At 38.5% G+C, this 15161-nt stretch carries 9 protein-coding genes; 2 read left to right on the top strand and 7 right to left on the bottom strand.

Features of this window, described 5'->3' with window-relative positions; translation table 11 throughout:
* Positions 1-16: 16 nt before the first annotated feature.
* The 4 genes from CRS_RS19770 to CRS_RS19755 all read right to left on the bottom strand — a co-directional run bounded on the left by CRS_RS19770 (position 17) and on the right by CRS_RS19755 (position 7779).
* Positions 17-2173, bottom strand: coding sequence for a glycoside hydrolase family 97 protein (locus tag CRS_RS19770; protein ID WP_142725672.1), 2157 nt, complete (start codon positions 2171-2173; stop codon positions 17-19).
* Positions 2174-2245: 72 nt separating this feature from the next.
* Positions 2246-3364, bottom strand: a complete 1119-nt coding sequence (locus CRS_RS19765) for a SusE domain-containing protein (RefSeq protein WP_142725671.1) — start codon at positions 3362-3364, stop codon at positions 2246-2248.
* A gap of 18 nt (positions 3365-3382) precedes the next feature.
* Positions 3383-4984 carry a RagB/SusD family nutrient uptake outer membrane protein gene (locus CRS_RS19760; RefSeq protein WP_142725670.1) on the bottom strand — a complete coding sequence of 534 codons (1602 nt, stop codon included), beginning with the start codon at positions 4982-4984 and terminating at the stop codon, positions 3383-3385.
* 11 nt (positions 4985-4995) lie between these two features.
* Positions 4996-7779, bottom strand: a complete 2784-nt coding sequence (locus tag CRS_RS19755) for a SusC/RagA family TonB-linked outer membrane protein (protein ID WP_142725669.1) — start codon at positions 7777-7779, stop codon at positions 4996-4998.
* 335 nt (positions 7780-8114) lie between these two features.
* Between CRS_RS19755 and metG the strand changes: the two genes are divergently transcribed.
* Together metG and CRS_RS19745 are read left to right on the top strand one after the other, a co-directional pair.
* Entirely contained in the window at positions 8115-10151 is a 2037-nt protein-coding gene (gene metG / locus CRS_RS19750; protein WP_142725668.1) for a methionine--tRNA ligase, read from the top strand.
* A gap of 64 nt (positions 10152-10215) precedes the next feature.
* Positions 10216-10881, top strand: coding sequence for a hypothetical protein (locus CRS_RS19745; RefSeq protein WP_142725667.1), 666 nt, complete (start codon positions 10216-10218; stop codon positions 10879-10881).
* Between the two features lie 195 nt (positions 10882-11076).
* Here CRS_RS19745 and CRS_RS19740 read toward each other — a convergent pair whose 3' ends face one another.
* The 3 genes from CRS_RS19740 to CRS_RS19730 all read right to left on the bottom strand — a co-directional run bounded on the left by CRS_RS19740 (position 11077) and on the right by CRS_RS19730 (position 15115).
* Positions 11077-11781, bottom strand: coding sequence for a bifunctional 2-polyprenyl-6-hydroxyphenol methylase/3-demethylubiquinol 3-O-methyltransferase UbiG (locus CRS_RS19740; RefSeq protein ID WP_142725666.1), 705 nt, complete (start codon positions 11779-11781; stop codon positions 11077-11079).
* Positions 11782-11986: 205 nt separating this feature from the next.
* Positions 11987-12799, bottom strand: coding sequence for a siderophore-interacting protein (locus CRS_RS19735; protein WP_142725665.1), 813 nt, complete (start codon positions 12797-12799; stop codon positions 11987-11989).
* Positions 12800-12904: 105 nt separating this feature from the next.
* The gene (locus tag CRS_RS19730) at positions 12905-15115 is read right to left on the bottom strand and encodes a TonB-dependent receptor (protein ID WP_142725664.1); all 2211 of its coding nucleotides are present in this window, start codon (positions 15113-15115) and stop codon (positions 12905-12907) included.
* Positions 15116-15161: the final 46 nt, after the last annotated feature.

Raw genomic sequence — 15161 nt, 5'->3', positions numbered from 1 at the left:
AGTGTATCGTTAAAAATTATTTTATTGGCTTGATAGAAACTGCAAAACCACCGCTTCTTACCATTTTAAAATTAATTTTTGACTTGCTTGTAATCTCTTTTTTATAGATGTTATAGCTTTGAGGATTATCAATATAATCAGCATCTTTTCCATCTTCATAGATCGTTGCTTCGTATTTTTTTCCTTTATCCAGAAACGAGAAATCTACTGTATACTCACGTTTGTTTTCATCGGTAATCCCTCCCACAAACCAATTTTCAGTTCCTTTTGCTTTTCTTGCTGTGATCACATAGTCTCCCGGCTCCGCAGATAAGATCTTTGTATCATCCCAATCTGCTGAAACATCCTTGATAAACTGGAATGCATCCATATGCTTTTTATAGTTTTCAGGCAGATCTGCAGCCATCTGAAGCGGCATGTACATTGTTACATAAAGAGCAAGCTGCTTCGCCAGAGTAGTTTTTACAAAACGCTTATCTCCAGGGAAATAATAGTCAAGTTTCGTCTGGAAAATTCCTGGGGTATAGTCCATGGATCCTCCCATCCATCTTGTGAAAGGAAGAACTGTCTGGTGGTCAGGTTTATTACCTCCAAATGCTTCATATTCCGTTCCACGGGCTGCTTCTGCGGAAATATAGTTAGGATAAGTACGGCTTTCTCCTGTAGGGCGCACAGATTCGTGGGAATTAACCATGATTTTGTAGTCATTTGCTTTTTCTGCAATTCTATAGTAATGGTTAATTGTCCATTGAGAATAATGATGTTCTCCTCTCGGAATAATATCTCCTACATATCCGGTTTTTACGGCATCATATCCATATTTTTTCATTGTCTGGAAAGCTTTGTCTGCCCATCTCTCATAGTTTGTTGCAGAACCAGAAGTTTCATGGTGCATGATCAGCTTAATTCCCTTTGAATGTGCATATTCATTCAGCATTTTGATATCAAAATCCGGATAAGGGGTAATGAAATCGAAAACAAATTCTTTGGAGTGCCCGAACCAGTCTTCCCAACCGATGTTCCAACCTTCAATCAATAATCCCTGGAATCCGTTTTCTGCAGCAAAATCAATGTATTCTTTTACTTTTGTATTATTGGCTGCATGTTTTCCGTTGGGCGTCAGCTTCGTAAAATCTGTTTTACCTAAATGTACATTTTCTGCTGTAGAATATGCCCATTGAGATTTTCCGATGATCATCTCCCACCATACTCCCATATATTTTGTAGGGTGAATGTAAGAAGTATCTGTATATTTTGTAGGCTCATTCAGGTTAAAGATCATTTTGGAATCCATCACCTGTTCTGCTTTCGGCGCTACAATAATGGTTCTCCACGGAGTCACCGAAGGAGTCTGAATATATCCTTTCGCTCCCTGTCTGTCAGCAGTCAAATGTGTTTTGAATTTATAATTCTGGGCATCTACCTCAAGATGTGAGGCCGGATAATCCAATACCGCAGCTTCTGCCACATTGATATACAAAGGCTCTTTTCCTTCTTTTTTAAGCATCAACGGAGACTGAACAGCATTTTTCACCAATGACTGAGAGGCATTTGCATCGTATGCTTTATCCCATTTTGAAGGAATTTCAGATACTTTGGTTTCCTGATACTGATATTCCTGAGAGTCATAATCTGCCACGATCCACCATGCCTTCATATCGGTAGGGAAATCGATTTCAGAATCTTCTTCTCTGATCACAAAATAATTAAGGTTCTTTTGCTGTGGGAATTCATAACGGAATCCAAGCCCATCATTAAACAATCTGAACTTTACCACAATACTTCTGTCTGTAGAAGCCTGATTCAGGGTAACCGCCAGTTCGTTGTAATGATTGATATAATTTTTCTTTTCTCCTAAAACCGGCTGCCAGGTTTCATTTTTGGAGTCTCTTTTTTCATCTGTCTTTGCAAAACCGTTATTCAGATCGTATTTTGCATCTTCCGGTTTAGCGATCTCGGAAGCGAACTTTATAGCTGTGTCTTTAAATAATCTCAATCCCAATTTAGAATCTTCAACCACTACCGCACCATTGTATTTCAGGTTGTAGTAAGGTACTCCTTCTTTCAACTGAAAATTCATTTCGAATTTCCCGTCAGGAGATTTTAAAGATTGTGCTTTCACCCCTGTAAACATCATTGAGAGCAAAAGCGCTCCAACTGTAATTTTCTTCATAATGACTATTTATTAACTTAAAAAATAAAGTGCTGCAGTAAAGCAGCACTTTGCCTTATTTTTAATTTTATTTTACAATTTAGTAACGGTTAATTTGTAATATGCTGAATTGTGCAGATCCAGTTCAATTTTATAATTACCTGCCTGTGAAACTTTGTATGCAGGATCTCCTGTAACAGTTCCTTCTGAACTTAAATAAGATTGAACACCTGTCCCTGAAACCAAAGTCTGATCTGCATCTTTTGGCTGGAACTTCATGGCCCAATCATCATTGGCTCTGAATTTAAATACTCCGGTACTGGATAATGCAATTGAACTGATCACAAACGTTTTGGTTGCAGGATTATATACAAAATCCGTATCTGATCCCCAACCTGTAGGTGTTGCATCCCCGATAACGCCGAAGTTTGCAATAACTGATGAGTAAGTGTTTGCAGCCCAATTCACCTTAATATAATACGTTCCTGCAGCTGGCGCTTTTATATTATCTCCATCAGCTTTTAATTTTCCTGTTTTGGTTCCATCATCACCTTTATTTCCTGGCCAGTCCTGGTTGATCGCAAATTTATATTTTCCATCTTCAACCCCAGCAACAGTATTGATCCAGATAAACCCTCTGTATTCATCATTCTTTCCAGGAGAGAACAAATTCGGCGAGTTGGCCGGAGTCCAGTTGGCATAGCCAGCTGCTCCAGCATAGCTGCCGGGAACATTGATCTTAGGATAAACCAAATCTGGATTTGGAGTATAAGGTGTTACTTTAATAGCTACAACATTAGAATAAAAAGCTGCTGATCCTACAGAAGTTTTCAATCTTACCTCAATATCATTCACAACATCCGGTACTGCTCCAATAGAAAACATTGCTGCATTCATTGCTGCATGCGTAACAACACCTGAAGTCATATCATTGGAAAAGTCAATAGCAGCGCTTTTTTTGAAACCATCTCCTTTAATGCCGAATTCTACTTTTTGCGTAGGAACGACTGCAATATTAAAGGTTGGTTTTGTCCATGTAAAAGTGATCACGGCATCATTGGCATTAAGCTCATTAAGGACCACCGAACTTTTATCAGCAGATATTTTGCCGGCAGACGTCTCATTGATAACCGCTTGATCTTCATCTTTTTCACAAGAAAAAACTAAAAGTCCGGTAAAAACCAAGGCTAATATTTTGAATAATTTTTTCATTTTTAACAGGATTTTAAATTAATATCCAGGATTCTGAACCAGGTTAGGGTTGGCTACGATATCCTTCGCTGGAATCGGGAAAAGGTTTCTGTAACTTTCCACAGCTTTACCATCTTTCACATTACCTTTCCATGGCCATAGATAATCTCCTGTAGTGAATTTATTGAAACGGATAAGATCACTTCGTCTGGTCATCTCCCAAGACAATTCTCTGGCTCTTTCATCTAAAATGAAATTCAGATTGATAGAAGAAATATTTCCACTTGTATCTCCATAGGCACGTTGTCTCAGCTGATTGATGTAACCGATTGCCGTCGCCTGATTACCTCCAGCACCCCCTCTCAATACGGCTTCCGCATACATCAGATAGATATCAGCTAAACGGTATAACGGGATATCAGCCTCAACCCAGTTGGTATGAGCACCAGCAGATCCATTACTTTTAACATTTTTAAATTTGATAAAAGCATAACCATCTGTGAATGATCCTAAATCATTAATTTCAAGATTCTGACCAGATGTATAGAATCTTCCTCTTTTATCACTTCCATTGGCAGGAAACAATCCTACAAAGGCTTTCGTAGTCCTAATACCTCCCCATCCGACATTAATTCCAAAATCAGAAGAAGCCATTGTTCCCCCCACTGCAGCATGCACCAAAAAAGTGGTCCCTCCGTTGGTTTGTGTATTGATACCGTCAAAGTTTACACTTAAAATCTGCTCTGGGTTATTGATATTGTTATCCGCAAGAAACAAATCTCCATACGTTGGTTTTAAAGAATACCCTGCCGCAATTACTTTGTTACAGTATGTAATACAGTCTGTATTTCTCTGTGTTCCCGTATACACTTCTGCATTTAAATATAATTTTGCCAATAATGACCATGCAGCCGCTTTATCTGCTCTGCCGTATTCGTTGGTTTTAGGATCTTTTAATTCTCCTGCTACGGCAAGTAATTCTGACTCTATATAATTAAATAATGCTTTTCTTTCTATCCTTTGTGGCGGATTGATAGAACCCGGTAAGTATGATTCATCCACAAAAGGGACATTCCCAAACATATCAATTGCATGATAGTAGGATTGTGCACGCAGGAAACGAGCCTCTGCTCTCATTAGTTTTGCCTGAACAAGATTATCACCAGTGATATTATTGGCTGCTAACTTTTCATCTGTCACATTTCTTAAGAATTCATTACAAAAAGCTATTTCCGTATACACTCTGTAGTACATGGCAGCAATAAATTCGTTGGAAGCATCCCATGTCATTTTGTGTAACGTGTGAAGGTTTCCATCATTCCATCCAATGACCGCTTCATCAGTTGTCACAACATTTAAATTGTACATCAGTCTTGTATACTGAGAAAAGCCACCATTGATTCCGTTGATATCACTGTCGGGCTGATCTCCGTCCCCACTGATCTGTCCTCCCATGGCAAGGCCTCCGTAAAGTTTTGCCAGAACATTTTTATAGTTGCCAAAATCTTTATAAATACTTGCCGAAGTAACATCTGTGAGAGGTTCTCTTTCAAGATCTTTAATACAAGATGTGGCAGTCAGTAAAAATACTGCTGAAAGAGGCAATACTATATTTTTAAGTTTAATTCTATTTAGTTTCATTGGATTCTTATTTAAAATTGAAAGTTAAAACCTAAAGAATAAATTCTAGGCATCTGATAATAACCATTGTCTATTCCTCCAAAAACTTCAGGATCTACTCCTGAATATTTTGTAATCACAAAAACATTCTGTGCCATACCGTATATTTTCAGATTACTTCCTTTAGAAAAAACTTCGCCGAAATTATACCCGATATTGATATTGTCTAATCTCAGGAATGAAGCATTCTCTACATAAATATCCGATTTATACTGAGGAACAGAAAACTGATATTTCGGCGCAGTGGCAAATACATTCTGAAGATATTCGTTGGTAGATGCAGACTGTAAAGAACTGTTTGAAGCAGCATTATTATACACATAATTTCCCAGTACGGCTCTTGCACTTAAGGCAAAATCCCAGTTCTTATGTGACACCTTGGTAGAGAAACCTAAAATAGCATCAGGAGTAGTAGACTTATAATAATACATATCTCTTGTATTGATTACTCCATCTCCGTTTCTATCTACATAAGCCCCGTCAACCGGTTTTCCATTAGCATCATATACCTGTTGGTACACCCAGAAGGAATTAGGAGCATGTCCTACAGCGTGAGCCTGAATTCTATTTCCAGCAGCACCTTCTATGCCGCCGACTTCCATATTGAAAAACTCATCAGCTCTGTCTTTAAGTTTGGTAATTACCGGTTTGTAATGGGTAGCATTAAAGCTTACTTCCCATGTTGTATTCTGATTTTTTACCGGAATCACTGTAATACTCCCTTCAATCCCTTCATTTTTCATATCTCCCACATTCTGCCAACTCGCATTGCTCAAACCACCTGCTGGCTCATCAGCATATACAAGAAGGTCCTTGGTATCTTTTCTGAATATATCTACTGAACCGGTAATCCGGTTTTTATTAAAGCCAAAATCCAATCCTAAGTTTTTAGTTGTTGTAGTTTCCCAGGTAAGATTCGGATTGTAATTGGCAGGTCTGAACATAAAATAAAATTCATTCCCGAACTGATAACCCGCTCCCGGATAACTTGGATTATAGGCTGCAAATGCCGGGTAATTATTGGGCTTATTCCCATTAATTCCCAGAGCTGGTAATTCCTGCTGCCCAGTTTTTCCCCATCCTGCTCTCAACTTTAGAGTACTGATTGAAGAGATATTTTTGATAAAACCTTCTTCATTAAGTTTCCAGGCCAAAGAAACTCCCGGGAAAACACCCCATACATTATCTCTTGTTCCGTTAAAGAATCTTGATGAACCATCCTTACGAACTGATCCTGAAATAATATATTTATTAGCTATTGTAAAAATAGCTCTTCCATAGAAGGAAATCAAGGTATTCTGGGTTTTAAAATCAAGATCCTGCGAGTTAATTCCGGTTCCTCTATATGTAAGAGCTCCCGGAATTGAAATATTAAAATCCTGATAAGAATATCCCGCTGTAATATCTACTCCTGTATTGATTGCATTGATATTTTTCACATAATTAAAATAGGTTTCCAAAAGCTTATTCTTCTTTTCCATAGAATAGAAATTCGAACTTCCCTTATCATCAAAACCTGATTTATATCTGCCATCTTTAAATTTATGTCCTTCACTCTTTGTATAGTCATACCCGGCATTGACATTAAAGTGTAAATCCGGAAGGAAATGAAATTTATAATCTAATTGAATATTTCCAAGACCTCTGGTAACTGAAGAAACATCGCGAACAGCATTAATCATCGATAAAGGATTTGCATTCGCATTACCATTAAGCTTATTCACCATCTGACCATTCTGACTTTCTGATACAAACCATTCATAATATCCTCCATTACCTGGCACAACATTCACATTATCATACACAGGCTGAGTGGGATCAAAATATGTGGCTGCTTTGATAACTCCGGGATCTACAAACCTATTATCTGTAAATGTCCCTTTTGCATTTACATTCACTGATAAATGATTGTCAAAGAATTTAGGATTTAAGTTCAACCCCACAGAAGTTCTTCTGAAAGAATTTGATTTTACAATACCGTTCTGTTCATTATATCCTAATGATAAACGGTATGGTAATCCTTTAATACCTCCGGAAAGAGCTACATTATTATCGGTTCCCCATGCCGCTTGGTAAATTTGATCCTGCCAGTCAGTATTGGCATTCCCAAGTTTCGTTTTATAACCAGCAGGTGCGTATGTATTAACAAAATCTCTAAATTCCTGAGCATTCAATACGTCTACCTTTCCCATTTTAGTAGATACCGAGGTAACGGTTGAGAAGTTCACTTTGAACTTTCCTGCTGTTCCTTTCTTGGTTGTAATAAGAATAACACCATTAGAAGCCCTGTTACCATAGATAGCAGTAGCAGAAGCATCTTTCAGGATATCAAACGTTTCAATATCATTTGGGTTGATTAATGATAACGGGTCAGAAACTCCATTCATTCCAACAAAATCCTGAGGAACTCCGTCAATTACAATCAAAGGAGAATTTTCTCCACTTAAAGAAGAGGTACCTCTGATTCTTATTTTTGTTCCGGATCCCGGGGCTCCACTGTTATTGGTAATCTGTACCCCTGGCGTTTTACCCTGGATCAGTTGCCCTGCAGAAGTTGCTCCTCCGTTGAAGTCTTTAGCCGTGACAGAAGTTATAGAACCGGTAAGATCAGATTTTTTCTGCTTTCCATACCCGATCAGTACAACCTCATCAATCTTTTTCTCCTGAGGAAGAGAGTCCTTTTTCTGCGCATGTATTACTGTACTGGCCAGTAAAAAAGCGGGCGCGATTTTTAATACTGTTGTAAAATTCTTCACAATCTTATTTTTTTATAGTTTCGTTTTTCAGTCTTATTTTAGCCTAGAGCCAGACTCGCAATTTAAAAAAAAATTAGAATTATTATAAATTTAATATAATTTTAGTTAAAATTATGTATATTACGAAACCCATTTTAGTTAGTTTTTTAAAGCCCAATATTTTACAACGTCTTATGCTTTGCATAATATTTATTTTAAATTAACAAAATGTTAAACAATTGTTTAACTTTATTTCATGTTCAGCCTCTGAAAACCGTATTCTGCATCATAATAATACCTCCAATAGCGGTATTCAACAGATATTCCTTATCTTTGCAGTTAAAACTTTACTATAAATGTCAAACAGAAAGATGATTACGGCAGCTTTGCCTTATGCAAACGGACCGGTTCATATAGGACATTTGGCAGGTGTTTATATTCCTGCGGATGTTTACGCAAGATTTCAGAGAAGATTAGGAAAAGATGTAGCGTTTATCTGTGGTTCGGATGAGCACGGCATTCCTATTACCATAAGAGCTAAAAAAGAAGGAGTAACTCCTCAGGATATCGTTGACAAATATCACGAAATCATCAAAAAGTCTTTTTCTGACCTTGGAATTTCATTTGATGAATATTCAAGAACCACGTCTAAAAAACATTATGAAACCAGCCAGGATTTCTTTAAGGTTTTATATGAAAAAGGAAAATTCACAGAGGAAGTTTCTGAGCAGTATTTTGATGAACAGGCAGGAGAATTCCTTGCTGACCGCTATATTGTAGGAACATGCCCTAACTGTGGTAATGAAAATGCTTACGGAGACCAGTGTGAGAAATGCGGTACTACCCTTTCCCCTTCTGAGCTGATCAATCCGAAATCAATGCTTAGCGGAAATGTTCCTATCCTAAAAGAAACGAAAAACTGGTATCTGCCATTAAATGAATATGAAGATTTCTTAAACGAATGGATCATTGAAGGCCATAAAGATGACTGGAAACCTAACGTATACGGACAGGTTAAATCATGGCTGAATGACGGTCTTAAGCCTCGTGCCATGACCAGAGACCTGAACTGGGGTGTTCCGGTTCCGCTTCCGAATGCTGAAGGAAAAGTACTATATGTGTGGTTTGATGCTCCTATCGGGTATATCTCTTTCACCAAAGAGTGGGCAGAGAAAAACGGAAAAGACTGGAAAGATTACTGGCAGAGTGAAGACAGTGACCTGGTACACTTTATCGGAAAGGATAATATTGTATTCCACTGTATTATTTTCCCTTCAATGATGAAGGCGCACGGTGATTACATCATGCCGGCTAATGTTCCTGCTTTTGAATTCCTGAACCTTGAGAATGATAAGATCTCAACATCAAGAAACTGGGCAGTATGGGCTCATGAATATGTGGAAGATTTCCCTGGGCAGCAGGATGTTTTAAGATATGCACTTCTTTCATCTGCTCCAGAAACAAAGGATAATAACTTTACATGGAAAGATTTCCAGACTAAGAATAATTCTGAATTGGTAGGGATCTTCGGAAACTTTATTAATAGAGTTGCCGTTCTTATTCATAAATATTATAACGGCGTTGTTCCACAAGGTGATGCAAACAGCCCTGAACTGCAGGAAATAAGTAAATCGGCAAAAGAAATTTCCGAATTCCTTGAAAATTATGAGTTCAGAAATTCTTTGACAGCCTTAATGAATCTTGCCCGTTTTGGAAACCAGTATCTTCAGACAGAAGAACCTTGGAAAACCATTAAAGATAACCCGGAAAAAGCAGCTCAATCTTTATTTGTTGGAGCACAAATTGCTGTTGCTTTAGCTCAGTTATGCGAACCTTTCATGCCTTTCAGCTCTGAAAAACTATTGAACATGTTCAATGTTGAGAAGAAAGACTGGAAAACTATTGAAAACCAATCTGTATTAATTGAGACAGGTCATCAAATCAATGAATCTTCCCTTCTTTTCTCAAAAATTGAAGATGATGTCATAGAAGCTCAGATCCAAAAGCTGGAAAACACAAAACAAAACAATAAAAAAACAAACCCTAACGCAAACCCAATGAAAGAGGAGATCACATTTGATGACTTTACTAAAATAGATCTTAGAACAGCTACCATTTTAGAAGCTGAGAAAGTAGAAAAAGCAGATAAATTACTAAAACTTACTGTAGACACAGGAGTAGATGTAAGAACTGTTGTTTCCGGGATTGCGGAAAGTTTCACACCTGAAGAGGTGATCGGTAAGCAGGTAATGATCCTTCTGAACCTTGCCCCAAGAAAAATCAGAGGAATTGAGTCTCAGGGAATGTTATTATTGACAACAAAACCAGACGGAAAATTATCTTTCGTAACACCGGATGACAGCAATGTTGAGAACGGTATTGAGATCGGATAATTAAAATCCTTATAAAGATAACAGGCTGTTTCACTAGAAGCAGCCTTTCTTTTATATACAGCTTATGGTTAATAAAAATGTTTTAAGAAAATTCTCCAACAAAGAATTGGAGGCTTATCTAAAGGAAGGCAACCGCTTTGTTCCGGAAGCAGTTCAGACCGCTTTTGAAATTCTGGAAGAAAGAGGCCGTATTTTCAGTGAAATGGAAAAAACAGCCGTTCAGCAATTGATTCAGCATAAAGAAGAAGAAGAGGAAGCAAAACGTTCAGAAGAGATAGAAACCTGGAAAGACCATATTACAGAAGATCCGGAGGCCGTCAGGCTTTATTCACGAATGACTATTTTTGTCAGCAGTGTTCTCTTCAGTACGATTCCCGGGGCTATTCTGCTCACGCTTAATTTAATCAAACTCAAAAAATTCTTTCCTGCCATTTTTACATTGGCTTTTGGTTTTCTTGTTTTTATGTTTCAAAGATATGTTCTGCTTTCCCATTTTGACTTTGGCACCACTTCCAGATACAGTCCCGAAATTGGAGTCGTTGCCATAGGAGCTTTAGGTTTACTTGTCATCAGCGTTTTAGCCACTCCCAAAAAACTCCCTTACCGTGCGGAATCTTATATTTTCCCTGTGCTCTTATGTGCCGGAACTGCGGTTGTGATGTATTTTTATTCCCAGGAATGGTTTTCTTATTATCCACTGGCAAGGGTTATTTATCTATTCAGACAATAATAAGGAGCTTATTCCCGCTATCCACTTTTACTCCTCGCCCCTGGCAAAGAGCCAACCGCATGCTGTGGGGTAACCGTTTCTATCGGGGCTAGAAGAAGTACGAAAAAACAAAAGTTGCCATCCTATTCACAGAATGACAATGTACTATTTGTTGAGATTGCTCCGCTTTCAGCTCGCAATGACTTGTTGTCGTAATTATTTCTTGATCAGCTTTGCAAGGTAAGAATCTTCATCCTTCAAAACTCTTTCTATTTTAAAACCATTATTTGTGGCAGCATTCTTCAAAGTATTAAAGTCAAGATACAGCCAGGTAATCGGTTCTTCGGATTCTCCTTTATAATGAACCACATAATCCAGTTCTCCGTAATAGCCACCTGCAGGAATGTATACTCCACCATCTTTATCACGGTCAAACATATAAAGGATATCTGTACTGTCGATCAGGATCTGTCCTTCGTCGTTTAATAAAGTATGCAGTTTCTGAAGATAGGTATCTATTTTTGCCAGGCTTTCAAAAACTCCGGTACCATTCATCAATAGTAAAATGGTATCAAAAGTCTCTCCTGAAAAATCAAGCATATTTTCACAAACCGCTTTTTTAATCCCTCTCAGCTTGCAGACCTCAATTGATTTGGGTGAAATATCCAAAGCCGTCACCTCAAGATTTCTTTCATTTTGAAGGTATAAAGAGTGAGAACCTGCTCCCGCTCCGATATCCAGAACTTTTCCGTTGGATAACTGCAGTGCTTTCTGCTCAATATCATTCATTTCTTCAAAATCTCTGAATAAATAATCCACCGGAAGTTCATCCAGCTCAGAAATTGACGTTTCAGTCTGCAGATCTTCAGGATTGTCATTTTTATAATAATCCCAGATCGCTCTGCCCATTAAATCTTTCATAGTGCAAAGATAATAGTTCAGTGTTCAAAGTTCAAAGTTTTTGGTTGAATGTTACGGGTTTGCGAGGTGCGGGTTTCGGGGTAAGAGGTGTGGTGTACTTACAACTTTAAACCTTGAACCTTGAACCTTGAACTCTCAAACCCTCCCAATCTCAAACCCTCAAACTCTCAAACTCTCAAACTCTCAAACTCAAAACCCCTGCTTTCTACTCCATAGATTCCTTCTCCTTATGTCTGTCCGCCTGAGATTCGTTCTCTGCTACACCTGCTTTCCAGTAAGAATAAGCATATAGTTCCTGGGAAGTCCAGTTTTTCTCTTTTCTCAGATAGGTACGGATTTCTTTTACACTTGAAAACTCACAGGCAACGTAACCGAATTTTGAAGTTTCAGGGATCTCAATGCTTTTTACCGCATGGGCAATTTCACTGCTGACCTGAGGTTGCGCATTGTGCAGCCACTTAAAATCAATCTGTGCTTTGGTTTCAAGCAGCTGTTCGTCTTCTTTTCCATGAACTTCAATAATACAGATTCCTTTTGCTGTTTCAGGAAGTGTTTCCAGAATAGCGCTGATCACCGGAATGGCAGTAGCATCACCGGCCAGCAAATACCAATCAGCCGCCGGATACAATTCCTTTCCTTCCAGACGCATCATCACACCAAGCTTTGAACCTGCTTCAGCTTCTCTTACCCATCTGGAAGCAGGACCGCCATCTCCATGGTCTACAAAATCGATGATCAGTTCATTTTTTTCCAGGTCAATTCCTCTGTGGGTATAAGTTCTGATGGATGGAGCGACTTCTTTAGGCGGATACACCCATTGATGATTTTCATCCAGCGTAGGGAAATGAATTTCATTCAAACCAGCCGGAGGAACTGCGATCTTATTATTATCTCCCACAATCGTATTTTTGAACAAATGAACTTCCGGTGAGTACAAATACACTCTGATAAAATGGTCAGTAATGTATTCTTTTCTGGTGACTTCGGCAACAATCTGCCCTGTTGAAATTTTAGCCATAACTGATTTTTTTAAAGTTAAAATCCGGTTTCCGATTGATTCAGAAACCGGATTTGAAATACAATATGTTTTCAGATCAAGGCATTTTTACCTTCATCTTATTTTTTAAAATTCAAAAGTGTAAGAAAGATTGAATGTTCTTCCTCTTCCTTTATAATTAAACAATTCCGGGAGTCCGTAAGTAGAATACAGTACCTGGGAACGTTTGCTCCATATCGTCTGATAATCGGTATTAAAAAGGTTCTGAATTCCTAAGTTGAATTTTCCCCAGTTGAAACGGTATCCCATCATCAGGTCTGAAGTATTGTAACCTTCCACCACATTATTAAGCTCGTCCTTCTGCTTGAAATTCTGCAGAGACTGGAATCTGAATGACCAGTTTTTAATATTATAGCCGATATAGGTGACCAATTTTGAAGGAGAAGCATTATAAATCTCCTGTTTCTGCCACTCTCCTTTATTATCTACCTCAGATTTGATCAAAAGTCCGCTGGCCCCGAAATAAACTCCATTGGTTAAGGCATAAGAAACCTCGGCTTCAATTCCCATGTTTCTTAATTTTAAATCATTCACAAGGATCTGGAAGGTCTTTTTATCTACAGCAACAGTTTTATCAGAATTGCTCAGGAAACCAGCAATCTGAGCTCTTAGACCACCTCTATTGACACGATATCCTACCTCAAACTGATTCGTTTTGATTGCCTGTAAAGGCTGTTCTTTCACATTGATACTGGATATGACATCCCAGTTTGTTCCTACAAGCTTATACTGACCGATTCCATAAAATTTAGCTGGATCTGCCAAACTTGCTCCCTGGGAAAAGGTTCCCCAAACCTGGTGCTGCTCATTGAATTTGTATAACAATCCGGCATTGGCCAATGTTACATTATAAGAACTTTCACCACCCGGAATTGCAGATGCTGAACTTCCATAGCCCATGGCAACCTGTGTTTGCTGTTCTGAACCTACAAAATCATCCATTTTTACGTTGATATGCTGGTAACGGATTCCTGCATTCAACTGTAGTTTTGGAAGAATGTTGTATTTAGCCTGAACATATCCTGCATAACTCTGTGAATGATTGGTAGGATATCTTCCCAGACTGTATTTTGTTTCATTAATCAAGCCACCGCTGGACATGGTCTTCGTAATATCATAAACGGACTGCGCTCCTTCAAATTTTTCAAAATCAAAGTCTGCTCCATAGGTTACATTCAGTCCACGCCATGATTTGGACAATAAAGCTTTAATTCCGGAATAGTAAGTATCCTGCTGTGAAGAGGACATGTAAGGGATTTTTCCTGTCTGTAAAGTAACATTCCCCGGAAATGGATAGAATCCTAATTTTTCACCTCGGGTTGCCAATTGTACATATAAATCCTGTCCGCCTAAAATTCCGTTCCCGTTATAAGCTACCGTTGCCATATAACGCTCTGTTCCTACATTTTTATCGGATGAGAAACCATCTCTCATTTCGAGCAATGAAGCATTTTTTGCAGTGAAAGCACTCAGGTTTTGGCCAAGAAATAAACTCCTGTCACCGTTAAATTTAGAATTGTAATACTGAACGGAGGCTGTTATTTTATGTTTATTGTTAAACTGATATCCTCCTGTGGCAAGGATGTCTATAGACTGGTTATACTGAAGGTCTGTTTGTGTAATATCTGTAAAAAGCTGCTTCTGATCTGCTCCGTATACCCCTCCATTCTGCTGATAGGCTACTCCCAGTCTTCCGAAGAACTTATCTCCTTTTGCCGCGATAGATTGGGCAGCACGGAAATCATGGTCATCTTTTCCCATAAATCCTGTACGTACCCCCAATTCTGTTTCACCACTGATTCCTTTTTTGGAAGGGGTCTTTGTAATAATATTGATAATCCCACCGGTAGCGTTACCTCCATAAATTGAACTCGCTCCTGAAAGCACTTCAATTCTTTCGATATTAAAAGGATCAATGGCATCCAGCTGGCGGCTTATAGCGCGGATACTGTTCAGAGAAACTCCGTCAATCATCACAAGAGCTGAACGCCCTCTCATATTCTGTCCATAATTGGTTCTTCCCTGCGGGCCAATATCCATCGAGGGAATCAGTATTGACAGCATTTCTTTGATAGGAACTCCGCTTTTGGCCTGTTCCTGAATCTTTTCTTTCTGCACCACCCAAACTGTTCCAGGAACTTCAGAGATTTTTGTAGGTTTTCTGGAAGCTACGATTACCACATCATCAATACCTTTAGAGGCTATAGAATCTTTAACGGTCTGGGAAAATAAGAATCCGGAAGCTAAAAGACCTATGAACGCATACTGCTTTTTCATTATTTCTATTCAACGTTTTATAATGCCGCAAAGATAATTCTTATTT

The sequence above is a fragment of the Chryseobacterium sp. ON_d1 genome (genome assembly GCF_006829085.1).
Classification (GTDB): Bacteria; Bacteroidota; Bacteroidia; order Flavobacteriales; family Weeksellaceae; genus Chryseobacterium.
This window is presented reverse-complemented; position numbering and strand designations above follow the sequence as displayed.

Coding starts and splice junctions, on each gene's coding strand:
- CRS_RS19765 (WP_142725671.1), bottom strand. CDS start 3,364: ATGAAAAAATTATTCAAAATATTAGCCTTGGTTTTTACCGGACTTTTA.
- metG (WP_142725668.1), top strand. CDS start 8,115: ATGTCAAACAGAAAGATGATTACGGCAGCTTTGCCTTATGCAAACGGA.
- CRS_RS19730 (WP_142725664.1), bottom strand. CDS start 15,115: ATGAAAAAGCAGTATGCGTTCATAGGTCTTTTAGCTTCCGGATTCTTA.
- CRS_RS19740 (WP_142725666.1), bottom strand. CDS start 11,781: ATGAAAGATTTAATGGGCAGAGCGATCTGGGATTATTATAAAAATGAC.
- CRS_RS19770 (WP_142725672.1), bottom strand. CDS start 2,173: ATGAAGAAAATTACAGTTGGAGCGCTTTTGCTCTCAATGATGTTTACA.
- CRS_RS19745 (WP_142725667.1), top strand. CDS start 10,216: ATGGTTAATAAAAATGTTTTAAGAAAATTCTCCAACAAAGAATTGGAG.
- CRS_RS19735 (WP_142725665.1), bottom strand. CDS start 12,799: ATGGCTAAAATTTCAACAGGGCAGATTGTTGCCGAAGTCACCAGAAAA.
- CRS_RS19760 (WP_142725670.1), bottom strand. CDS start 4,984: ATGAAACTAAATAGAATTAAACTTAAAAATATAGTATTGCCTCTTTCA.